Annotated in this window: 18 protein-coding genes and 2 tRNA genes; 4 read left to right on the forward strand and 16 right to left on the reverse strand. The window is 62.7% G+C overall.

All coding sequences use genetic code 11. The annotated features are described in order from the left end of the window. Positions 1-424: 424 nt before the first annotated feature. On the forward strand, positions 425-1324 hold the full coding sequence (locus Tam10B_RS04965) for an ATP-binding cassette domain-containing protein (RefSeq protein WP_233133598.1): 900 nt from the start codon (positions 425-427) through the stop codon (positions 1322-1324). A gap of 67 nt (positions 1325-1391) precedes the next feature. On the opposite strand, the gene Tam10B_RS04970 is transcribed toward Tam10B_RS04965, so the two are convergent. Both Tam10B_RS04970 and Tam10B_RS04975 read right to left on the reverse strand, forming a co-directional pair. Further along, the gene (locus tag Tam10B_RS04970; RefSeq protein WP_143248540.1) at positions 1392-2540 is read right to left on the reverse strand and encodes a hypothetical protein; all 1149 of its coding nucleotides are present in this window, start codon (positions 2538-2540) and stop codon (positions 1392-1394) included. A gap of 141 nt (positions 2541-2681) precedes the next feature. Then, the gene (locus Tam10B_RS04975; RefSeq protein WP_093960198.1) at positions 2682-3932 is read right to left on the reverse strand and encodes an MFS transporter; all 1251 of its coding nucleotides are present in this window, start codon (positions 3930-3932) and stop codon (positions 2682-2684) included. 218 nt (positions 3933-4150) lie between these two features. Here Tam10B_RS04975 and ettA point away from each other — a divergent pair, with 218 nt between their 5' ends. Both ettA and Tam10B_RS04985 read left to right on the forward strand, forming a co-directional pair. Then, a complete protein-coding gene (gene ettA, locus Tam10B_RS04980; RefSeq protein ID WP_093960168.1) occupies positions 4151-5830 on the forward strand; it encodes an energy-dependent translational throttle protein EttA in 1680 nt (559 codons plus the stop codon). A gap of 388 nt (positions 5831-6218) precedes the next feature. Beyond that, on the forward strand, positions 6219-7124 hold the full coding sequence (locus Tam10B_RS04985) for an acyl-CoA thioesterase (RefSeq protein ID WP_093960169.1): 906 nt from the start codon (positions 6219-6221) through the stop codon (positions 7122-7124). 62 nt (positions 7125-7186) lie between these two features. Here the strand turns inward: Tam10B_RS04985 and Tam10B_RS04990 are convergent, their stop codons facing one another. The 11 genes from Tam10B_RS04990 to Tam10B_RS05040 form a co-directional block, all read right to left on the reverse strand. Next, the gene (locus Tam10B_RS04990; RefSeq protein ID WP_093960170.1) at positions 7187-8062 is read right to left on the reverse strand and encodes a hypothetical protein; all 876 of its coding nucleotides are present in this window, start codon (positions 8060-8062) and stop codon (positions 7187-7189) included. Positions 8063-8168: 106 nt separating this feature from the next. Next, positions 8169-8750 carry a DUF3180 domain-containing protein gene (locus Tam10B_RS04995; protein ID WP_093960171.1) on the reverse strand — a complete coding sequence of 194 codons (582 nt, stop codon included), beginning with the start codon at positions 8748-8750 and terminating at the stop codon, positions 8169-8171. Between the two features lie 58 nt (positions 8751-8808). Then, a complete protein-coding gene (gene folK, locus Tam10B_RS05000; RefSeq protein WP_093960172.1) occupies positions 8809-9780 on the reverse strand; it encodes a 2-amino-4-hydroxy-6-hydroxymethyldihydropteridine diphosphokinase in 972 nt (323 codons plus the stop codon). A 147-nt stretch (positions 9781-9927) separates the two neighbouring features. After that, entirely contained in the window at positions 9928-10794 is an 867-nt protein-coding gene (gene folP, locus Tam10B_RS05005; protein ID WP_093960173.1) for a dihydropteroate synthase, read from the reverse strand. 125 nt (positions 10795-10919) lie between these two features. Then, complete coding sequence (folE, locus tag Tam10B_RS05010; protein ID WP_093960174.1) at positions 10920-11507, reverse strand: GTP cyclohydrolase I FolE; 588 nt, start codon at positions 11505-11507, stop codon at positions 10920-10922. Further along, complete coding sequence (ftsH, locus tag Tam10B_RS05015) at positions 11504-13621, reverse strand: ATP-dependent zinc metalloprotease FtsH (protein ID WP_093960175.1); 2118 nt, start codon at positions 13619-13621, stop codon at positions 11504-11506. The genes folE and ftsH overlap by 4 nt, the downstream gene beginning before the upstream one ends. Positions 13622-13624: 3 nt before the next feature. Next, positions 13625-14188 (reverse strand): hypoxanthine phosphoribosyltransferase, encoded by a 564-nt coding sequence (hpt, locus tag Tam10B_RS05020; RefSeq protein ID WP_093960176.1) that lies wholly within the window; start codon positions 14186-14188, stop codon positions 13625-13627. Then, entirely contained in the window at positions 14175-15263 is a 1089-nt protein-coding gene (tilS, locus tag Tam10B_RS05025; RefSeq protein ID WP_093960177.1) for a tRNA lysidine(34) synthetase TilS, read from the reverse strand. Before tilS ends, hpt begins: the two co-directional genes overlap by 14 nt. Positions 15264-15265: 2 nt before the next feature. Next, a complete protein-coding gene (gene dacB / locus Tam10B_RS05030; RefSeq protein ID WP_408606632.1) occupies positions 15266-16753 on the reverse strand; it encodes a D-alanyl-D-alanine carboxypeptidase/D-alanyl-D-alanine endopeptidase in 1488 nt (495 codons plus the stop codon). Positions 16754-16827: 74 nt separating this feature from the next. Next, on the reverse strand, positions 16828-18054 hold the full coding sequence (locus Tam10B_RS05035) for a glycosyltransferase family 2 protein (RefSeq protein WP_093960179.1): 1227 nt from the start codon (positions 18052-18054) through the stop codon (positions 16828-16830). Further along, positions 18055-19602 (reverse strand): AI-2E family transporter, encoded by a 1548-nt coding sequence (locus tag Tam10B_RS05040; RefSeq protein ID WP_093960180.1) that lies wholly within the window; start codon positions 19600-19602, stop codon positions 18055-18057. A 124-nt stretch (positions 19603-19726) separates the two neighbouring features. Here Tam10B_RS05040 and Tam10B_RS05045 point away from each other — a divergent pair, with 124 nt between their 5' ends. Beyond that, entirely contained in the window at positions 19727-20680 is a 954-nt protein-coding gene (locus Tam10B_RS05045) for a glycosyltransferase (RefSeq protein ID WP_093960181.1), read from the forward strand. 153 nt (positions 20681-20833) lie between these two features. Here the strand turns inward: Tam10B_RS05045 and fucO are convergent, their stop codons facing one another. The 3 genes from fucO to Tam10B_RS05060 form a co-directional block, all read right to left on the reverse strand. After that, entirely contained in the window at positions 20834-21985 is a 1152-nt protein-coding gene (fucO, locus tag Tam10B_RS05050) for a lactaldehyde reductase (RefSeq protein WP_093960182.1), read from the reverse strand. A gap of 301 nt (positions 21986-22286) precedes the next feature. Next, positions 22287-22362, reverse strand: a tRNA-Phe gene (locus tag Tam10B_RS05055). Between the two features lie 41 nt (positions 22363-22403). Next, positions 22404-22477, reverse strand: a tRNA-Asp gene (locus tag Tam10B_RS05060). Between the last annotated feature and the right edge of the window lie 123 nt (positions 22478-22600).

Below are 22600 nucleotides of genomic sequence, written 5' to 3' on the forward strand. Positions count from 1 at the left end.
ACAGGCTTCGCTCGGCGTGTCGCAAACACAGCAAAATCACGTCTACAACAAGAATATGCGAGCTTTCCCCTCGACTTGCCGACGAAAAACAGCCGTAACAATCACTTCAGACGGCGGTGCATGACGATTTACCGGCGATTCACGAACGGCCCATCGACCACATCGTCGATCCGCAACACGATGTACATGTACGATCGTACATATTCGCGGTACGATAAGCATGGGCGCCAGAGATGACGCCCTCTGAGATCAACCGCGCGGCGACGGTTTCAATATCCGTTTCTCTCGAACCACGCCGCGCGGCATCCCCCGGCTCCGAACTTCCCGAAGCTCACCTACCCACCGCCATCCCCTGTTCTATGCTGTTGCTATTGCCCGGCTTCGTTCCCGCCGCAACGGCTCGAACGTTCGAGGAAAGGATCTGATGATGGCCGTAGATTCCCCTATAACGCAGCATGACGCGGTCCACGCGGAATCGTTGGGATTCTACCGGCAGCAGCGATTGATTCTCGCCGACGTGAACCTGTCCATTCCCCGCGGTCAGCGCTGGGTGCTGTTCGGACCGAACGGCATCGGCAAATCGACGCTGGTGTCGATGATGGCCATGCGCATGTTCCCGAACGTGGGACATATGGAGGTGCTCGGCTCCCGGACCGTGGGCGGCGGCGCCCTGCAGAAGCACCGCAGCCGTATCGCTCTGGCGTCGGCGTCGTTCGGACGGGAGATCAGCCCGATCGAGGATCCGCTCAACGTGGTGATGGGCGTGATGCGCGGCCAGTTCGGCAACGAATGGCGCGAGCACACCCCTGAAGAGTACGAGCGGGCCATGGGCATCATGGAGCGGTTCGGCATCGACTATCTGGCGGACAAGACCATGGCCAAGCTTTCCGAGGGCGAGCGCACGCGTGTACTGATCTGCCGCGCGCTGCTGGCCGACGCCGATCTGCTGATTCTTGACGAGCCGACCACCGGACTGGACCTGGGCGGCCGCGAGCTCATCATGCGCGAACTCGGCCGCGTGGGTACGGCTGATGACGACCGCACGATCGTGATCGTGACGCATCAGTTGGAGGAGATCCCGGCGGGATTCGATCACATCGCGCTGATGGGCAGGATCGATCGTGCGCGCTATGACGAGTATTGCGAGCGCCATCCACAGATCTATTCCACGCTGGAAGGCAATCCGCTGCCCGGTTCGGTGGTGTTCACCGGCACTCTAGAGGACGGTCTGACCGAGGAACGACTGGGTGCGCTGTTCGGTCTGGATCTGGAGATCCGCCGCATCGGCACGCGTTGGACGGCACGGCGCAGGGCGGACCGTTAGGCAATCGTCACTGGCATGATCGCCACCGGCATGATCATCGTCGGATCAGACCGGCCGAAGTCGGCCATTACCCCAACGTCAACTTCAGCACGACGAAAGCGATCAGCATCAGCAGGAACAGCGCGGACAGCAGCGCATATCGCAGCGCCATGCGACGTTCACGTTTAGCCCTGACCGCGCGCATGCCGAGATCGTCCATCGGAATCTGCGGTTCGGTCCGGGCCATGCGTTCGAGATCGGCATCGATGCGTTCTCTGTCGTGGGGAATGACGACCTCGCCGGGCAGCGCCGCATAGGACAGCAGGCGAATGCCTCGGGCGTAGTTCAATGAGAAACCGTACATGGTAGCGAGCGCGCCCGCCGCATACATATCGAATGATGTTAGCCATACGACGGCCAGCGAGATCAGTCCGACGGCGAGCATCGCCCATTGCATCCGACCAAGCACGACTATGCGATGTTCGGTCGGGTGCCGCACAAACGACAGGCACCACACTCCGATGGCGATCAGCGGAATGCATGACAATGCCATCGCCATGCCGAATTCGACCATGAGCGGCGAACGCCACAGCCGGATTTCGGAAATCATGATGCCGACGGCAAGGACCAGTAGCATCACGCCGAGCGCTCGTATGTGGCGTCGTTCCACATGAGGCCTAACGGGAAGGGACGTCCACCACCAGTCGACAGTGCCCAATTGCGGACCGTGTCGCAGGAAAGCGGCGGAGACCGGATCGCCTGACTCGGCTTCCCGAATCAGTTTCGTCGCGCGTCGCCATCCGATCGCGTATGTCAGCGCGACGACGCCGACTACAAGCGTCCCCAAGGCAAGCCATGGATACGCACGCCGCAACGGGGTGGCGTTGCTGACTCCGTCCAGTGTTTCGTAGATCCCACCGTCGAATAGATAGGCGTTGATCTGCTGACCGGCACGATATGCGTAGGGCGAGTGCCGGAGATGCCGCAAGGTGGACTCCTCACCGTTGGCGGCCACGGTGACGATGTTGTCTCCCGGATTCGTGGAGGTCACGGTCGCCGTGATCGGCGTGCCGGCCGCGGGGCCGCCGCTGGTATCGAGACCGGCCGCGATCGTGCAGGACAGTATGGCGGCAAATATCGCAAGCCACATGAACACCGTGATGCGCATACGGCGCACGGCCGTCCTGTCATCGTCGGTGACGATCGTCGACGACGACACAGACGTTGACGATGTCATAGACGTCGACGATGACACAGATGTCATATCATTCGTGAATATGTTGCGCGCCATGGTTCCATGGTCTCACCGTCGCCAATCATAATCAGGCCGCCGATCGCCATCGGTTCGGCAGACGCACGACATAAACCCGCAACGGCATCACACGCGCTCGCGACCGGCAAACACGGCGATGACGCATTGCAGGGAGGCCAATGCGGTGAAAAGAACGAGCGGCACGGCCCAGCCGCCGGACAGTTCGGCAAGGGTTCCGAAGGCGAGCGGGCCGATCGAGGCGAGCAGGTAGCCGAGGGACTGCGCCATGCCGGACAACGCCACGGTCTCGGCGGCAGTACGACCACGCAGGGAGATCAGTGTGAGCGCGACGACCAGCGCGGCGCCCTGTCCCATGCCGCCGATCACGCTCCAGAGCAGGGAGAGTCGCGGCAGCAGCATCCATCCGAGTCCGGCGACGACCATGGGAACGCTGGCGGTCATGGCGGCGCAGATCTGATTGCCGCGGGCCCGCATGAGCGTGGGGATCAGCAGGCCGGAGAGAATGCCCAACGACTGGAAGACGAACAGGTGCACGCCGGCGACCGAATCGCTGAATCCGACGGCGGTAACGACGGAGGGGAGCCAGTTCGACATCGTGTAGAACGCGGCCGACTGCAGCCCCATGAATAACGTGACGTACCAAGTCATCGGCCGGCACCAAAGCGGGCGATCATCGGCGGGCACGTGGACGACGGACTCGATGGCGGGTTCGCCGGCCGATCCCTCGTCGGGGCGATGATCGGCCGTGGCAGAGGACTCCGTGGCAGAGGACTCCGTCATAGAGGTCGTCCGTTCGCGTATCACGCGCGACAGCCACAGCAGCGCCACGACCAGCGGCGGCACGGCCCAGATGGCGAGCGCCGGCCGCCATCCGCCAAACGCAGCGGCCAACGGCGCGGCGGTCAGTCCGGCGACGGCCGATCCGGTGGTGATGCATGCCGAATACACGCCGGTCGCCATGGGCACATGATCGGCGTAGTCGCGTTTGGCGATCACGGGTACCAGCACGTTGCCTGCGGCTATGCCGGCGCCGACCGCCACCGTGCCCAGCCACACGCCGACCGGACCGCCGAACGAGCGGGTCGCATCCCCGGCCGCCAGCACCAGCAGCGCCACGAGAATCGTACGATCGGCGCCGATGCGAGCGGTGACGAACCGCACCAGAGGACTTACCACGGCGAACGCCCACAGCGGCATGGCTCCGAGCACGCCCAGCACGCTTTCTCCCCAGCCCATGTCGCCGCCAATGCGCGTGAGCACCGGCCCGACGGCCGCGATGGCCGGCCGGAGATTCAACGCCACTAGGAAGATCAGCGCGGCGAGCAACGCCGACGTCGCGCCGTTCATGCCGTTCATGCCGTTGCGCGAAGTCGTGGATGCCTCTGCCGTCTTCTCATATCTCTCATCATGCACGCCGATCACTCTACAACCCGGGCAAGGCCCTGTAGATGGGCTGTAGAATAATGGGTTTGGTACTTTTGCCGTGTCTCGCGACGATCTCGATGATCTCGGCGATCGGGGCACGCCAATACTTGTCAATGAAATACAACCAACGATAGAGATAAGGAACTCACTTGGCTGAATTCATTTATCAGATGATCAACGCTCGCAAGGCGTACGGCGACCGCGTGATCCTCGACAACGTGACGCTGAGCTTCCTGCCCGGTGCGAAGATCGGCGTGGTGGGCCCGAACGGCATGGGTAAGTCCACGCTGCTGAAGATCATGGCCGGTCTCGACACCGTGTCGAACGGCGAGGCGACCCTGACCCCGGGCTACACGGTGGGCATCCTGCAGCAGGAGCCGCCGCTGGACGACGACAAGACCGTGGGCGAGAACATCAAGATGGCGTTCGGCGACATCGCCGCCAAGGTGGCCCGCTTCAACGAGATCGGCGAGGAGATGGCGAACCCGGACGCCGACTTCGACGCGCTGATGGAGGAGATGGGCACGCTGCAGGCCGAGATCGATGCGGCCGACGGCTGGGATCTCGACTCCCAGCTCGAGCAGGCCATGGACGCCCTGCAGTGCCCCGATCCCGACACCCCGGTGTCCGTGTGCTCCGGTGGCGAGCGCCGTCGTGTGGCCCTGTGCAAGCTGCTGCTTGAGGCCCCCGACCTGCTGCTGCTCGACGAGCCCACCAACCATCTGGACGCCGAGTCGATCCTGTGGCTAGAGCAGTTCCTGCACCAGTACAAGGGCGCCGTGATCGCCGTCACCCACGACCGTTACTTCATGGACAACGTGGCGGAGTGGATCTGCGAGGTGGACCGCGGTCAGCTTTACCCGTACAAGGGCAACTACTCCACGTATCTGGAGACCAAGGCCAAGCGTATGGAGATCCAGGGCGCCAAGGACGCCAAGCTGGCCAAGCGCCTCAAGAACGAGCTCGAATGGGTACGTTCCTCGCCGAAGGCCCGTCAGGCCAAGAACAAGGCCCGTCTGGAGCGTTACGACCAGATGGAGCAGGAGGCACGCAACAACAAGAAGCTCGACTTCTCCGAGATTCAGATCCCGGCCGGTCCGCGTCTGGGTTCGCTCGTGCTCGAGGCGAAGCACCTGCACAAGGCGTTCGGCGACCGCGTGCTCATCGACGACCTGTCCTTCACGCTGCCGCGCAACGGCATCGTCGGCGTGATCGGCCCGAACGGTGTGGGTAAGTCCACGCTGTTCAAGACGATCGTGGGTCTGGAGCCGCTGACCAGCGGCGAGCTGAAGATCGGCGAGACCGTGAAGATCAGCTACGTGGATCAGAACCGTGCCGGCCTGGATCCGAAGAAGAACCTGTGGGAGGCCGTGTCCGACGGTCTTGACTTCATCGAGGTCGCCGGCGTGGAAGTGCCGACCCGCGCCTACGTGGCCAGCTTCGGCTTCAAGGGTTCCGACCAGCAGAAGCTCACGGGCGTGCTCTCCGGTGGTGAGCGCAACCGTCTGAACCTGGCGCTCACCCTGAAGCAGGGCGGCAACCTGCTGCTGCTCGACGAGCCCACCAACGATCTGGACGTCGAGACGCTGGAATCGCTCGAAAACGCGCTGCTCGGCTTCCCTGGCTGCGCCGTGGTGATCTCCCACGACCGTTGGTTCCTCGACCGCGTCGCCACGCACATCCTCGCGTGGGAGGGTGACGACGAGAACCCGGCCAAGTGGTACTGGTTCGAGGGCAACTTCCAGGCCTACCAGGAGAACCGTGTGGCCCGTCTCGGCGAGGATGCGGCCCGTCCGCACCGTCTGCACCGCAAGCTCACCCGCGTGTGAGATGCACGTGCGAGATGCGCGTGTGATATCGCACGGATGCCGCGTTCGTGATTGATGATGCGGCGGATCGGCGCCGGCTTGGGCGTTGATTGATAATGGGATGGCGTTCCGTTCGGAGTGATCCGGGCGGGACGCCGTTTTTGTCTAGTGGGCGGGTTTTTATACGGCATATTCGAACTTCTGCGATGTGTGATCCCTCCCTCAGTCCGACTGCGTCGGACAGCTCCCTCCCAGGAGGGAGCATGGAGTAAGAGGACGAGGACGTCGTTATCTCGCGTTCATCTATCTCACGAAGTCGTTACATAACACACCAAGGTTTCTTTACGAGTCCCGGATAGACTGCTTTGCAGACATATTGAATCAGGCTATACGTGAAGTGAGGAAAGCTATGCCGGTCAAGGAAAAGACGCCGCTGGAACATCTGATCAAGGTGCTTCATCTGGGAGAGCCGTCCGCGTACCGCAACCACACGTATATCAACGGCGAGAGCCTGTACTTCCCCACCGGCCGCGTCTACGGCGGTCAGGTGGTGGCACAGTCCGTGGTGGCGGCCGCGCGCACTGTGGACGAGGATCGTCTGCCGCATTCGATCCACGCGTATTTCATCGCCGCCGGAGACATTCATCAGGACGTGCTGTTCGATGTGGAGAATCTGCGTGACGGTCGTTCGTTCTCCGCACGTCGCGTGAACGCCACGCAGGCGGAAGGTCCTATCCTCACCGCCATCGCCAGCTTCCAGAAGCATGGACAGGACGGCGTGGAGTTCTCCGATCCCATGCCCGAGAACGTGCCGGATCCCGAGACGTTGAGCTCGGCCAAGGAACTGATGGAACCGTATGCCGATCAGTCGGCGTTCGCGAACTACTATGCGACCAAGTCCGCGTTCGACATTCGTCATGTGAATTCCACGGTGATGCTGGGCAGCGACAAGACCGCGAAGACCAACGACAGCGGCTGTCAGATGGTGTGGATGAAGGTGGATGGGCATGCCGACGTGCCGCAGCTATGCCATCGTGCCATTCTGGCCTGCGGCTGCGATCAGATCATGATGGAGCCAATCGTGCGTCGCGCCGGACTGAGCTTCATGACTCCCGGCATTTCATACGCGACGATCGATCATTCGATGTGGTGGTATCGCGATGTGGATGTGAACCAGTGGCATCTGTACGTGCAGGATACGCCGACCGCCGCGCATGGCCGTGGTCTAAGCTACGCGAAGGTGTATTCGCAGGATGGCCAACTGGTGGCGGCGATGAGCCAGGAGGCCATGATTCGTGTGCCACGGAAGAAGTAGGAACAGAATGACGAGCCCCCTCATCTCATCATGAGGGGGCTTGTCATTTTCTGATTCCGTCGCTACTCGCGGGGAGCGAGGACGTTGGCCAGATGGCTCATCGTCATCGTGGACTCGGCCGGCAGATAGGCGGGATCGTCCTCATCCACCGTGGGATCGGGGATGACATGCACCTGCGCCGGGGTATCGGGGAAGATCACTTCCTGCTCCTTGGAGCGTTCACGAATCCAGTCGGCGAGCGACTGGTCGTTGTGGAACACCAGCATGTTGGAATCGTCGAGCGCTCCGGCCACGTCGGCGTAGGTCGGATAGTCGAGATTCGCCGAGATCGCATCGCGGGCCTTGGCCAGCGCGGGGGCCGCGGTCTCGTCAAGATCACCCATCAGCGCATCGAACACGGCATCGATGCCCCGGTATACGATCACCGGATTCTTACGCTGATTGGAACGCGAATACACACTGGAGATGAACCATGCGTTCGGGTCGACGGGCACCGCACGCATCGGCTGGTTCTTCTTCCAGTTCTTGGTACGACGCACGTCCACGATCGGCTCGTCGTCGGGACGCTTGACATGTACGGTCACATGGTTGCTCATCAGGGCCCACAATGCACGGGCATCCTTGAAACGCCGGGCGTTGCCGGATCCGTCAGCCGCCGCGTGCGCCGCACGCTGGGCGAGGTTCCGCAGGCTCACGGTCTTGCCGCCTGCAGCCGACGCTTCGATTCGTTCGCCGTCCACGGCGGCGGCGTTGCCATCGAGCAGGTCCAGCACATCGAGGAACAGATTCGGCAGATTCGTGTAGTACCGATCGGCCGTCAGCGGATACTGTTCGTGCTCGCCATAGACGTGCACCGGACGCAGTTCCCCACCCTCGTCGGCGGTCCACAGGGCGATGTCACGGGTGCCCGTGATCATGCGCAATTCATAACGTGTCATACGTTCCATTGTGTCACATGCGTGTACATACGTGTCACGACCGCAATCGACACCCCCGTAAGGCATGGTCGATCAGACGGGGGCGTGCGAAGTGCGAGGAGCAGTGTCACCGGGCGTCGCCACGCCCGTTTTCGGATTCATGACGACGCCTGGCGCTCACACGATTGGCGGCGCCGGCCGCATTGGCCGCAGGCGCCGCGCCACGCAGACGCTCGGCTTCCTTGACCTGAGGATGCTCAGGCCCTTCATGAGGCGGCAACTGACACCAGTACTCCCCCACGATGCCGATGATCATGTCGGCGAGGCAGACCACCGCGGCCACCCCGCATTCCAGCGCGGCGTTGGCATAGTATTCCGCATCAAGATGAGGCAGGCACATGACCAGCTGGCCGCCGTACCATCCGACGAGGGCGGCGCCGGCCACGCCCAGGGACTTGGCGAGCACGAGCGTGTTCACGGCACGTTCCATGCTCAGATCCTTGAGATCCCCCTTGACGTACTTGTGCACCTGCCACGACAGGACAAGTACCAGCACGCCGAGCAGACCCAGCAGCACGGGCACGATCCACGGCGCGCCCGTGAACGTGTACTCGCTGTGCTCGGTGAGCTTGACCAGCATGACGCCGGCGAATCCGCCGAGAATCACTGCGATGGCGTAGTACCACCATGGCGTGCGACGTGCCTTCATTGTTGTCTCCCGTCAGTTCGTTCGTACTGTGTCGGTTGTTGCGTGGGTATTCGTGCCGTCACGCCTCGTCGACGGATCCGCCGAGAATCCATCCGTCCGACACCTTGTGCACGTCGTCGCGATCCGGGGTCTGCTCCAGCAGATCGGCGATGCGGCCGCCATGGGTTCCGGTCAGGCGAGCGTCGGGGTCGAGATCCGACCAGGGCGCAAGCACGAAGGCACGCTGCCATGCGCGCGGATGCGGCAGGGTGAGATGCGGGTCGGCGCTGATCTCGCCGTCGTAGTCGACGATGTCGAGGTCAAGCGGACGGGACCCCCAGTGCACTTCATGGGAACGCCCGTGCACGGATTCAATGGTCTGCAGCGCGGAAAGCAGCGTCTCCTTATCGAGCGTGGTGCTCACCTGGATCACGGCGTTGAGGAAGTCGGGTGTGCCCGGCTCCATTCCCCACGCTGCCGTGCGGTACAGCGGCGAGATGCCGGTGAGCTGGTTGCCGGGAATGCCGTCGATGGCCACCACGGCCGCCCGCAGCGTCTGCTCCACATCGCCGATGTTGCCGCCCATGGCGATCACCGCGGAATGCACCTTCGGCGCCGGCGTCTCATGGTCGTTCTCGTCGACAGTGTGGGACGAGGCTGCGGTCAGCGACGCCGCAGAGGGCTCATTCTCACCTTCGGCGGCACGTTCGATGGTCACGCTCACGTCGTCGAACGGCACGGTGATCGGCGCGTTCGGCTTGTGCACGGTGACGATGACGCGGCGGACGCGATGCGACAGCAGGATCGAGTCGGCGATCTTGGCTGCCAGTCGTTCGATCAGATCGACATGCTCCCCTTCGATCACGTTGACGATGCGTTGGGCGATCTGCCCGTAGTCGACCGTCGCCGTGAGGTCATCGGTGCGTCCGGCTTCCGAAAGATCAAGGAACATCGTGGCATCGACGATGAACGGCTGCGGCTCGACATGTTCGAAGTCGAGAACGCCGTGCGTGGCTTCGGCGCGAATACCGGTGAGACGGATGGAATCCATGGGGGTTGGAACCTTTCGTAGGTTGGGGTGGAAGGAGGGAAGGATGACGGCAGACGGGCTGCAGAACGTGGACGGAGTCGAGGACTCCCCTCAGTCCGCCGTTCAGCGGACAGCTCCCCTCCGCAGGGAGGGGAACCACAGGGGGCGTCAGCGGAAGCGACGCCAGAGAGCACCGGCGTGGACGGCGGCGACGGAACGGGGCACGTCGTGCACGCGCACGGCCCATGCACCATGTTCGGCGCACAGGGCGGACAGCGCCGCGGTCATGGAATCGCGATCCTCCATCGACGGCTCGTCGATTCCCGCCTCCTGCAGCATGGCGGTGATGAAGCGCTTGCGCGACTGGCCAATGAGCACCGGATATCCGGTCTCCTCGAACGACTCGAGTCCGGCGAGCAGCGGCAGGTTGTGCTCGATGCCCGGCTTGGAGAATCCCAGACCCGGGTCGATGATCACGCGCTCGGGCTTCACGCCGGCGGCGAGCACCGCATCCACCTGTCTCATGAGCTCGTCCTTGACGTCGCGCAGCACGCCGTGCTCATACACGGAGGTGTCGGCGTCAGGGACTCCGCCCTTACCGCCGGCGAGCCAGCCTCGCCAGTGCTGCACGATGTACAGGCAGTCATGGTCGGCGACCACGTGCGGCAGTTCGGGATCGAGCTGGCCTCCGGAAACGTCGTTGATGATCTGCGCGCCCTCGTTCAGCGCGGCCAATGCCACGGACGATCGCGTGGTGTCGATCGACAGCACGGCGTCATGCTCGAGCAGTGCTCTGACCGCGCCGGTGACGCGGGCGAGCTCGTCGTGTTCGCTGACGCGCTTGGCACCCGGTCGCGTGGATTCGGCACCGATGTCGATCAGATCGGCGCCGTCGTTCATCATCGCCACGCCGTGCTCGCGGGCCTTGTCCGGGTCCAGCCACAGGCCGCCGTCGGAGAACGAGTCCTCGGTGATGTTGAGCACTCCCATGACCAGCGTTCGTTCGGGATCGTGCAATGCATTGATATCGGTCATTCTTGTTTTCCCCTTATACGCAACTGAGGGTGGTCACCATCGTTCTGCGACCACCCTCAGTCAGTTTTCCACCGGCCGGCGCCGCGGATCGTGTTCGTCCGCAGCCACCGACGGGAGTGGATTGTTCAGTGTTGCGACAGGATCAGGCTCATGGCCTCGGCGCGCGTGGCGGGCTGACGCATGAGTCCGCGCACCGCCGACGTGGTGGTGCGTGCCTGCGACTTCTTCACGCCGCGCATCGACATGCACAGATGTTCGCACTCGGTGACCACGATCGCGCCGCGGGCGTCCACGTAGTCCATGAGCGCGTCGGCGATCTGCTGGGTGAGACGCTCCTGCACCTGGGGACGACGGGCGTAGACCTCCACCAGTCGGGCGAGCTTGCTCAGACCGGTCACGCCCTCCTTGGAGGGGATGTAGCCCACATGGGCCACGCCGTGGAACGGGAGCAGATGATGCTCGCACACCGAGTAGAGCTCGATGTCGCGGACCAGCACCATCTCCTCGGTGTCCACCTTGAAACGGGCGGACAGCACGTCCTTGGGGTCCTGACGCAGGCCGGCGAACAGCTCGCGCGACGCCCTGGCGATGCGATCGGGGGTGTCGAGCAGTCCCTCTCGGTCGGGATCCTCGCCGATGGACTTGAGGTAGAGACGCACGGCCTGGCGCACGCCTTCCTCATCGAACGTCCTGGGTGCTGCGGTATCGCTCATCGGGCGGCTCCTTCGGTATTGCCATTGGCGGGAGTGGTCTGAGACGAGGCGTCCGCACTCTCGAGACCGGCGTTGCGGCGCAGGGACTCGGGAATCGGCACCGGCGGCAGATCGGAATCGGGACGACGGTCGTTCGACAGCCACACCTCACGCTGCGGAGCCTTCTTCACCTTGGAGAAGATGGCGGCGAGCTCCTTCTCGTTCAGCGTTTCCTTGACGAGCAGCTGGCGGACGAGCTCGTCGAGCACCTCACGGTTCTCGTTGATGATCGTCCATGCCTCGGTGTGAGCGGTCTCGACGAGCTTGAGCACTTCGTCGTCGATCGTCTGCGCGGTCTGATCCGAGTACTTGCGTGGGCTCAGGCCGTCCATCACCGTGGTCTGGTCGTCATCCGACGCCCACTTGATGGCACCGAGCTTGGACGAGAAGCCGAACTCCACCACCATCTTGCGGGCGATGTTCGTTGCCTTCTCGATGTCGTTCGACGCACCGGTGGTCGGATCGTGGAACACGATCTCCTCGGCGGTGCGGCCGCCCATGGCATAGGCCATCTGGTCGAGCAGCTCGTTACGGGACTGCGAATAGCGGTCCTGCGTGGGCATGACGGCGGTGTAGCCGAGCGCACGGCCTCGCGGCAGGATCGTCACCTTGGTCACCGGATCGGTGTTGTTGAGCGCGGCCGCGACCAATGCATGGCCACCCTCATGATAGGCGGTGTTGCGCAGCTCCTCAAGAGCCATACCCTTGGAGCGGCGGCGCGGACCGGACATCACGCGGTCGATGGCCTCGTCGATGGCGCGGTTGTCGATCAGCTGGGCACCGGCACGGGCGCACAGCAGAGCCGCCTCGTTGAGCACGTTGGCCAGATCGGCGCCGGTGAAGCCCGGGGTACGGACGGCGATCATGTGCAGATCCACATCCGGCACGAACGGCTTGCCCTTCGCGTGCACCTTGAGGATGGCCTCGCGGCCTTCCAGATCGGGCGCCTCGACGGCCACCTGACGGTCGAATCGACCAGGACGGAGCAGTGCGGGGTCAAGCACATCGGGACGGTTGGTGGCGGCGATGATGATGAGGTTCGTATCGTTGTCGAAGCCGTCCATCTCGACGAGCAGCTGGTTCAGCGTCTGCTCGCGTTCGTCGTGGCCTCCGCCCATGCCGGAGCCACGCTTGCGGCCGACGGCGTCAATCTCGTCGATGAAGATGATGGCCGGGGCGTTCTTCTTGGCCTCGTCGAACAGGTCACGGACACGGGACGCACCCAGACCCACGAACATCTCGACGAAGTCGGAACCCGCCATCGAATAGAACGGCACGCCGGCCTCGCCTGCGATGGCTCGCGCCAGCAGCGTCTTACCGGTTCCGGGAGGACCGTACAGCAGCACGCCGCGCGGGATGCGGGCACCGAGCGCCTTGTACTTGGAGGGGTCCTTGAGGAAGTCCTTGATCTCCTCGACCTCCTGCAGTGCGGCGTCCTCACCGGCCACGTCGGAGAACTTGGTCTTCGGGGTGTTGCCTTCCAGCAGCTTGCCCGTCTTCTTGTTGCCCATGCCGAACATGCCGCCGGCGCCGCCCTGCATGCGGCTCATCAGCCACCAGAACAGGCCGAAGATGATGAGGAACGGCAGCAGCGAGCTCAGCAGGTACGTGAGCATGCTGGTCTGCGGCACGGTGGAGGTCCATCCCTTGGAGGGGTTGGCCTTCTCCACGGCCTGCGAGATCTGGCCGCCCTGCGCGAACACGTAGTAGAACTGCACGTTCTTGCCGTAGTTGCGGATCTTGCCGGTGTCGGGATCCTTCTTGCTGAAGTCCTCCTTCAGCTCCAGCTTCACGGTCTGCTTGTTCTCGGTGATCTCCGCGTACTGCACGGCACCGTCCTCAAGCAGCTGCAGACCATCTTGCGTATTGATGGTCTGGGTGCCGCCCATGGAGAACATCTGGAATCCGCTGATCGCGAGCAGCACCAGCAGCGTGACCCAGATCCACGGCGACTGCCAGAACGGGCGCTGCTGCCCGTTGCCGTTCTTGTTCTTGTTGGACTTACCGCCCCGACCCCCATCGGGATTGGTGAACGGGTTACCGTTATCGCCCCTGTTCGGGCCCGGAAAGCTCATGTACTACTCCTGGTCTCCTTGATATACCTTGGGATTGAGCACCGCGATCGAATCGAGATTGCGGTACTTCTCGTCATAATCCAAGCCGAATCCCACCACGAATTTGTCGGGAATCTCATATCCGCGGTATTTTACGTCGATATGCACCTTGTGACGTGCCGGCTTTTCGAGCAGGGCGAACACCTCGACGGACGCGGCGCCGCGGTTCTTGAGCTCCTTGATCAGCCAGTCGAGGGTGATGCCGGAATCGATGATGTCCTCGACGATCAGCACGTGGCGGCCACGTACGTCGGTAGACAGATCCTGACGTACCGTGATCTTGCCGGAGCTCTCCGTACCCGAGCCGTACGACGACAGGCTCATGAAATCCATGGACACCTGAATCGACAGGGCCTGGGAGAACGCGGCCAGCGTGTTGATTGCCCCCTTCAGCACGGCCACCAGCAGCAGATCCTTGTCCGCATAGTCACGGCTCACCTGAGCCGCAGCCTCCTGAATCTTGGCGTCGATCTGCTCTCGGGTGACGAGTTCTTCAATGATGTCGTCTTGGATATCAGCGATTTTCATGCATTCCATCATGGCACAGGAGAATGACGTGATTCTGACGACTTGCTGAGTAACCGCTGGAAAGACGCACAGCCCCCTGGCCGTGCCAGTCGACGATCAGACGGTCGATGGCCTCCACATGCTTCGACGACACGGGAACATTGGACTCCGTAAGAGTGCGGGCGATCACCCGCGTGCGGATCGCCTCATGCTCATCGGCCAGCGTTCGCGCGTCGATGCTTGCCATGGCTTCGCCGTCGGCGAAGTCCACCACATGCTCGTAGACGCGCGCGGCCTGTGTGTCGATATAGTCCTTGTCTCGTTGGGCGATCCGTGCACTACGCGACAGGTGGGAGACCATGTCGGTCTTCACGAAATTCGTCAGATACGGCAGCAGAGCGTTGCGGATGCGGCTGCGCAGCGGCAGATCGGTGGACAATCCTCCCTCGTCCGCGGTACCCCCATTGGTCGGATCGTCCCACCATTCGATGCCACGGCTTGTGCAGATGGCGGTGGTCTGCGTGCGGGTGAGATCGAGGAACGGACGGGCGAAGGTCACGCCGTCGCGGTCGATCACGTCGGGCATGCCCGCCAGCGAATCAAGTCCGAAGGTACGGGTAAGTCCAAGCAGCACGGTCTCGGCCTGATCGTCGCGGGTATGGGCAAGCAGCACCGTGGCGGCGCCGAGTTCCGATGCGACGTCGATCAGCGCCTGATACCGTGCATCGCGTGCCGCGGATTCCACGCCTACGCCGGCGGAGTCGACGATCACACGGCGTATGATCACGGGAGCCATGCCAAATCTGCGGCATTTGTCCGCGGCCGCGCGCGCCACGTCGGCGGATCCGAAAACGAGTCCATGGTCCACGATCACAGCACCGCAGCGTACGCCGATCGTGCCGCATACGGTGGTGGCGACGGACGCGAGCGCCAGCGAGTCACGACCACCCGAACAGGCGACGAGCACCAGCGGGGCGTTACGGTCGGGCTCGTGCATGCCGTGGCTGCGGGAGCCGGACGGCCCGTGGATTCCCAATGTTTCGAGACAGCGGCGTACGTCGCCGATGCCCTTGCGCAGTTCCGGAGTGTAGGCCATGGTCACAGCTCCGGCAGTTGGCCGACGAGATGGTCGAGTGCCTGGATGGCGGACCACATGTTCTGCGGATTGTTGATGATGACCGCGAAGGTGAGCACGCCGCCCTTGGTGCGCGACACGTTGCCGGTCATGGATGTAACCGTGTCGAGCGTACCGGTCTTGAGTCGGATCAGACCGTTGGAGGATGAGGGGAACGTATGGTGCAGTGCGGTGCCGGACAGTCCGCTGACGGCAAGCGCCTCACTGGCGGCGGCCACCTCGGTGCCGGTCTGCGCGTATTGGGACTGGGTCTGCATCAGGGTCTCCACGGTGAGCTGGGATCCGGTGGACAGTCCGGAGCAGTCGGCCATGGTCAGACCCGTGGTGCTGATGCCGTGCGATTCGAGAATGCTCTTGACCGCCTTGGTGGCGCCTTCCGGAGAGTTTTCCTGTCCGGTCTTGAGTGCGGTGAGACGTCCGAGGAGTTCGGCCTCGGTGTTGTTGGAGTTCTTGAGCATGAAGCTCATGATCTCGCTGAGCTTGGCGGAGCTGACGGAGGCTATCGGGCTGCCGTTCTGCGGCGCCGTGCCTTCGCTGGTTCCCGTGACGGTGATGCCCTGTTCGGTGAGCTGGCGTGCGAATTCGGAGGCGGTGTCAGCGGCCGGGGTGCTGGATCTTGGCGGGAACTTCGTGTCCACGTCGGGGTCGGACGGCTTGTCGGTGCCGGTCCAGTTGCGCGCCTGGTCGATGGCCATGGACGCCATGGGCGCGGCGTTCATGAGGTCGGTGTTGTTGGCGGCGATGGTGTCGGGCAGGCGTTTGCTGCCGAACAGCGAGTCGTCGTAGGCAAGATCGACCGTGGTGATGTTTTTGCTGCGCAGTGCGGCCACGGTGCGCGAGACCAGCGTGGCGATGCCCGCCCGACCATTGATGTGGTCGGGGTCGGATTCGCCGGAGCCGAGCAGCATGTCGCCATTGCCCTTGAGGGTGAGCTTCGCGGAATCGCCACTACCAGTGAGATACACTTCGGTGTCGAGCGTGGACGTCATGTCGAGCGTGGACGCGGCGGCGAACGCAGTCAGCGTCTTCATGGTGGAGGCGGGTTCGCGAGTGGCGGTTTCATTGCTCTTCACCACGGCGTTGCCTTGAGCGTCGGCGATGATCAGCGAGAAGTCGGTGCCCACGCCTTCGGAAGCGGCGAACTCATCGACGAGCTTCTGCGCCTGGGACGCGTCGATGCTCGGACCGTTCTGCAACTGTCCGGTCACGGTCTTCGCCGTACGTGCCGTTCTGGCCGTGGGGAAGGTGACGGGCTTCACCGATGATGCTGTGAGCAGGCCGGGCGCCACGTCGGCCACGTCGGCCATGACGTAGCCGGCCGACAGTAGTACGGTGATCACGGCCGCGGCGATCACCGTGCCCTTGCGTCGGCTCATCGCCCGACGGTGTACGCGAATGGATCGCCTCGACCCCGGATTGACGGGGTTGGTGTCGATGGCGGATGCAGTCACGGGTACGCTCCTCTTGTCAGTCATATCGTTGTGTCGGCGGAGTATCGCCGACGGGCCTGCGCGGAAAACCTCGGTCAGCGGCCACGGTGCTCGATGGGCTTCCATCCGGGCTTGGAGAACATGGCCTGAAACGAGATCGGAATGTAGCTGATCAGGTAGATGGGGAAGCTCAGGCAGTAGGCCACGAGTTCCTTGTTCGTCGCGTCGATCTTATCGCGTTCAGCAATGCAGGTGATGGCGGCGAGCGCCATCATGCCGAGTACGGACGCCACGCCGCCCACGATCCAGAAGTTGAGCGAGGCGAGCTGGCTCGACAGCGAGACGAAGCCGAGCGCCACGAAGACGGCGGCGAGCACGGTACGGATCACGGACAACGCGGTGAACGGGCAGATCAGCAGCGTCAGATCGATGCAGGAGAAGTCGCGCTCCTTGATGGCGCGCTGGATCATGGCGGGACCGTAGTAGCGGAACACCTGCAGGAAGCCTCGGCTCCACCGCAGTCGCTGACGCCAGCTCTGCTTGAACGTGACCGGCTGCTCGTCGTACAGCACCGCCGTGCCGCAGTAGCCGATGCGGTCGCCGTGCAGAATCGAGTCGAGCGTGAATTCGAGATCCTCGGTGAGCAGGTGGAACTTCCAGCCGGAATTGCGTTCCATGACCTCGCGGGAGAACATGAATCCGGTGCCGCCCACGTGGCAGCTCGAGCCGAACACCATGCGGGAGTTGTTGAGGAACCGGGACTCCCTGACGAACCAGAGTGCAGATCCGGAGGACACCCAGTTGTCGTCGAAGTTGACGGAGTTGCGGTAGCTGGTGAGGATGCGGAAGCCCGACTGGAAGGCGTTGTTCATCTGCGAGAAGTAGTCCTTGTCGAGCAGGTTGTCCGCATCGAACACGAAGTAGGCATCGTACTTCTTGGTGGCGCCCGAGTCGATCATGTTGTTGAGCAGGAACGTGAGCGCGAAGCCCTTGCCGATCTGCGTCTGGTCGAAGCGCTCCACCACGTGGCATCCCTTGGATCTGGCCAGCGCGGCGGTGCCGTCGGTGCAGTTGTCGGCCACCATCCAGATGTCGATGAGCTCTCTGGGGTACGTTTGGTTCTGAATGCAGTCGATGAGGTTGCCCACCACGTTCTCCTCGTTGCGTGCCGAGATGAGCACGGCGTAGCGCTTGTCCTTGGGCGCTTCGGGGAAGGTGGTGGTCTTGACGAAGAATCCGGTAAGCAGGCACACCGCCTGGTAGATCATGCCGGCGGCTCCGAGTACGAACAGCAGTACGTCGATGGCGGACAGCAGGGCCATTTAGCGCCACTCCTCCCTGGCACTACGGCCGGTAGCGGTGTCGTCCTTGTCGGGACGAGCGGATTCGGTGTGATCAGCGCGATCGGCATGATCGTGATCGCCGCGACGAGCGTCATCATGATCGCCGTGCCTGTCCACCGTACCATCGGATTCGTCGGACGGATTGAGGTCCGGCTTGGATGCGCTCGGGTTCACGCTCTTCTTCGGAATCGCCACGGTCTGCGAATCATCAAGCTCGGCGGATGTGGAGTATCCCGCAAGACGGCTGTGCACGTACTCGAGCTCACCGCTCACCGCGGAGGAATGCACGCGCACACGAGTGGTCGACCCCTGTGCGGCGCGCGGCATGTGGTCCGCCACGGGCTTGACCACATGGGTGTTGAACGCCTCCACGCCCTCCACCATCTTCGACTTCTTCACCGGCTTCGGATCACTCAGCAGCGGCGAGTCGATGAGTTCGTAACGCTTGGTGTACGCCTTGAACACGGTCTGGAAGCTGGCCGTGAGCGGCAGGGCGAGGAATGCACCCAACGCGCCGAACACCGATCCGAGCGCCAGCACCGCAAGGAAGGCGATGGCCGGGTTGAGGTCCATGGTTCGCTGCGAGATCGCCGGCGACAGGATCAGGTTCTCGATCTGCTGGTAGACGACGATATAGATGAGCACGAACAGCGCGTACTTGATGCCGTTGGTGCCCCATGCGGACACGACCGGCAGGGCGCCGCCGATGTAGGTGCCCACCGTGGGGATGAACTGCGAGACCAGTCCGCAGAAGATCGACAGCGGCAGCCAGTACGGGATGTTGAGCGTCATCATGAAGATTGACATGCATACGCTGGAGATGGCGGCCAGAATGATGCGGCTGTACAGGAAGTTCGAGATCTGGTCCTGCACCACGGTCCACACCACCAGGAAACGCTCCTGGCTCTTGGGCGCGATCCACTGGCAAAGGCTGCGGCGCATGGCCGGGAACGCCGCGGAAATATAGTAGGTGACCAGCGCCACGGTCATGATGCCCAGCAGCACGTTGAGCAGTGAGAACGTGGTGGACAGCGCCTGGTTGGCGAAGTTGGTGACCGTGCTGGTCTGCAGGCTCTTGAACACCTCCATGCCCAGATCCTCCATGCTGGGCACCTTCCAGTTGGTCTGGGACTCGATCACGTCGACGATCTGGTTGTACAGGCCTGGCAGACTCTTGACCATGCCCACCAGCTGCTGCACAAACATGTTGCCGAACAGGGTGAGCAGTCCGCAGATGATCACCAGAAGCGAGACCAGCGTCACACCGGACGCCACTGCACGCTTCCAGCCGTGGCTGACCAGCCATCGGACCACGGGCTCCACCGCCAGCGCGATGAACATGGAGATCACCACATACAAGATGATCGAGTCGATCTTGCCCCAAGTGTTCCACACGAACACCGCCGCGAACACCGCGATCGCGGTATACAGCAGGCCACGGCCGAACCATTCCGGAGGTCTCCGTGGGTCCCCCTTGCCCGGAAACACCGATCCGACGTCAAAGCGTTCTTCCTGACGTTCATTCATACGCGACATTATTCCCACCGACGGTGACATGCGATCCGAGTTCGACGATATATGAAACGTTCGTTCACAAAACGTTTGCCCGGCGGACGTCGTGCAATCCCAGCTCTCGCGTATTGTGGAAGACGTGCTTACCGTCTCGATCGTGATTCCGGCATGGAATGAGGAAGAAAGAATCGCCGACTGTCTGCTCAACGCTACGCGACAGACCGTGCGCCCCCACGAGGTCATCGTGGTCAACAACCGCTCCACCGACAACACCGCGCAGGTGGTGAAGGACTTCATCAGGGAGCATCCCGACGACAACGTGATCCTGATGGATCAGGATGAGGAACAGGGGCTGATCCCCACCAGAAACTATGGTCTCGACCACGCCACGGGCGATATCCTTGGCCGTTTCGACGCCGACTGCATGATCAAGCCCGACTGGGTGGAGGTCGTCACCGGCATCTTCACCGAGGACCCTGACGCGATGGGCGCCACCGGTCCGGTGATGTACTACGACATGCCGTCCCGCCATTTCGGCCTCAAGGGGGACAATTCCATTCGCAAGCGCATCTATCGCGCGGACGACGGTCAGCCGCTGCTGTTCGGTTCGAACATGGCGCTGCGCGCCTCCGCATGGCGTGAGATCTCCGGCGAGGTGTGCCGGGACAAGTCAGACGTGATGCACGAGGACATCGACATCTCGCTGCATCTGATGGGCAAGGGGCTCAAGACCGTGTATTCGCCGCGCATGATCGCCGGCATGAGCGCCCGTCGCATGGATACGTCGCTTTCGTCGTTCCGTAACTATATGAAGCGGTTCAAGAACACGTTCGACGCGCATCCCCAGCATTGGCGCAAGCACAAGCCGGAGATCCTGTTCACCGCCATGTATCCGATGATGCACCTGTTCTACCCGGTGTGGCAGAAGGTGCTGAATTCCGCAGATATCAATCCGGCCGAGGCCGCGTGGATCAACGAGCAGATGGAGCTCGTGGAGCGCGAGGGCAAGGAGCTGTACGATGAGACGCCCACCGATGAGGAGTGGGACGCGGAGCATGGCGAGAAGTCCGGGAAGCCGCAGTCGCACGAGTAGCAGCTGACGTGCTGGGATATGACTGAGGGGGAGAGATCCGTATGGGTCTCTCCCCCTCAGTGAATTTATAAGGTTGTTGGTTTCGGGCCGCGCGTTCCCCTCAGTCTGCGCCTTGCTTGACTGAGGGGAACGCGCGGCCCGAAAACCGATGGGTTACATCAGGCTCTTGTAGATGGCGAGGATGTCCTCCTCGGTGGCCTTGCGCGGGTTGCCCGGGGTGCACACGTCGTTGAACGCGTCGTGGGCCAGGGGCGCCAGGTCGGCCTCGGTGGCACCGACCTCGCTGATCGTGGTCGGGTTCTTCAGGTCCACGGTCAGCTTGTGCACGGCCTGCACGGCCTCCTCGCGCACGGTCTCCAGATCGCCCGTGTACGCGTCGGCCACACCGAACGCGTCGGCGATGTCGCGGAACTTCTCGCCGGTGTAGTCCTTGTTGTACTCCATGACCGGGGCCAGCAGGATGCCGTTGGCCACGCCGTGCGCCACGCCCAGACGGCCGCCCAGCGGGTGGGCCATGCCGTGCACCAGGCCCAGGCCGACGTTCGAGTAGGCCATGCCGGTGATGTAGGAGGCGTACGCCATCTGCTCGCCGGCCGGCACGTCGCCGTCGGCGGACTTCGCGAGGTTCTTGGCGATCATGCGGATGGTCTGCATGGAAAGGCAGTCGGACAGGCTCCAGGCGCCCGGGGTGATGAAGCCCTCGATCGCGTGGGTCAGGGCGTCCAGACCGGTGGCGACCTTCAGGCCGCGCGGCATGGAGTCGGTCAGGTCCGGGTCCACGAACGCGACGATCGGAATGTCGTGCGGGTCCACGGCCACGAACTTGCGCTTGTTCTTCGTGTCGGTGATCACGTAGTTGATCGTGGTCTCGGAGGCGGTGCCGGCGGTGGTGGGCACGCCGAAGATCGGTACGCTCGGGTTCTTCGTGTCGGCCACGCCCTCAAGGGAGAGCACGTCGCCGAACTCCGGGTTCGCGGTGATGATGCCGATGCCCTTGCAGGTGTCCTGGGGGCTGCCGCCGCCCAGACCGATCAGGAAGTCGGCGCCGGACGCCTTGAAGCGAAGCACGCCGTCCTGAATGCATTCCACCGGCGGGTTCGGCTTCACGTTGTCGAACACCTCGTACGGCAGGCCGGCCGCGTCGAGCACATCGGTGACCTTCTTCGCGGTGCCAGTCTCCAGCAGCACCGGATCGGTGACGATGAACGCCTTCTTGAATCCGTGCTTCTTGGCGACCTCCGGGATCTCCTTGATCGCGCCGCGACCGAAGTACGCCGTCTGGTTGAAGATCATCCTGTAGACCATGCTGTTCTCCTTTGACATTTAAGGTCTGTCGACTATTGGAGTTCCCCTACATTGGAAGCGCTCCATCGATAAACATGGTACCGCCTATTTGACCGTTCCAGTGACAGAACTCCCAAAATATCTTCATAAGTCCCTATATGTGGGACTATTGGACGGGTCGCCAACATCCTTCCTTGGATGGCCATTGTGAACGCGCACAAGACGACTGCGACACCGACACGCCATCCCACATTTAGGAACGGACCATAGGAACGCCGAACAAATACAAAAAATCCCCGCCAAGAAAACCCGCGGGGATATCTGGTGGCTCCGAGCGGCATCGATCCGCTGACCTAACGATTTTCAGTCGTTCGCTCTACCAACTGAGCTACAGAGCCATTGAACAAAAAACCCGGCGAAAACCGGGCTTTCATCCAAGCGACTCCGACCGGACTTGAACCGGCGACCTCCGCCGTGACAGGGCGGCGCTCTAACCAACTGAGCTACGGAGCCATTTCGTTGACTTCTTGACTTCGCTTGAAGCAACGAGTAGAAATATTACATGAATGCGCGAATGATGCAAATCGAGTCGTCGTTCGGCGTGTCGCACTCTGCCCAAAACCCCGAAAACCATTG

The organism is Bifidobacterium vansinderenii, assembly GCF_002234915.1.
In the GTDB taxonomy this organism is placed as follows: Bacteria; Actinomycetota; Actinomycetes; order Actinomycetales; family Bifidobacteriaceae; genus Galliscardovia; species Galliscardovia vansinderenii.

Excerpts from the sequence above, each read along its gene's own strand:
- Tam10B_RS04970 (WP_143248540.1), bottom strand. The coding sequence starts at position 2,540 with ATGACATCGTCAACGTCTGTGTCGTCGTCGACGATCGTCACCGACGAT.
- Tam10B_RS05035 (WP_093960179.1), bottom strand. The coding sequence starts at position 18,054 with ATGGCCCTGCTGTCCGCCATCGACGTACTGCTGTTCGTACTCGGAGCC.
- Tam10B_RS04990 (WP_093960170.1), bottom strand. The coding sequence starts at position 8,062 with ATGACACGTTATGAATTGCGCATGATCACGGGCACCCGTGACATCGCC.
- folK (WP_093960172.1), bottom strand. The coding sequence starts at position 9,780 with ATGGATTCCATCCGTCTCACCGGTATTCGCGCCGAAGCCACGCACGGC.
- Tam10B_RS04975 (WP_093960198.1), bottom strand. The coding sequence starts at position 3,932 with ATGAACGGCATGAACGGCGCGACGTCGGCGTTGCTCGCCGCGCTGATC.
- Tam10B_RS04985 (WP_093960169.1), top strand. The coding sequence starts at position 6,219 with ATGCCGGTCAAGGAAAAGACGCCGCTGGAACATCTGATCAAGGTGCTT.
- folE (WP_093960174.1), bottom strand. The coding sequence starts at position 11,507 with ATGAGCGATACCGCAGCACCCAGGACGTTCGATGAGGAAGGCGTGCGC.
- folP (WP_093960173.1), bottom strand. The coding sequence starts at position 10,794 with ATGACCGATATCAATGCATTGCACGATCCCGAACGAACGCTGGTCATG.
- fucO (WP_093960182.1), bottom strand. The coding sequence starts at position 21,985 with ATGGTCTACAGGATGATCTTCAACCAGACGGCGTACTTCGGTCGCGGC.
- Tam10B_RS04995 (WP_093960171.1), bottom strand. The coding sequence starts at position 8,750 with ATGAAGGCACGTCGCACGCCATGGTGGTACTACGCCATCGCAGTGATT.
- ftsH (WP_093960175.1), bottom strand. The coding sequence starts at position 13,621 with ATGAGCTTTCCGGGCCCGAACAGGGGCGATAACGGTAACCCGTTCACC.
- hpt (WP_093960176.1), bottom strand. The coding sequence starts at position 14,188 with ATGAAAATCGCTGATATCCAAGACGACATCATTGAAGAACTCGTCACC.
- tilS (WP_093960177.1), bottom strand. The coding sequence starts at position 15,263 with ATGGCCTACACTCCGGAACTGCGCAAGGGCATCGGCGACGTACGCCGC.
- Tam10B_RS05040 (WP_093960180.1), bottom strand. The coding sequence starts at position 19,602 with ATGAATGAACGTCAGGAAGAACGCTTTGACGTCGGATCGGTGTTTCCG.
- Tam10B_RS04965 (WP_233133598.1), top strand. The coding sequence starts at position 425 with ATGATGGCCGTAGATTCCCCTATAACGCAGCATGACGCGGTCCACGCG.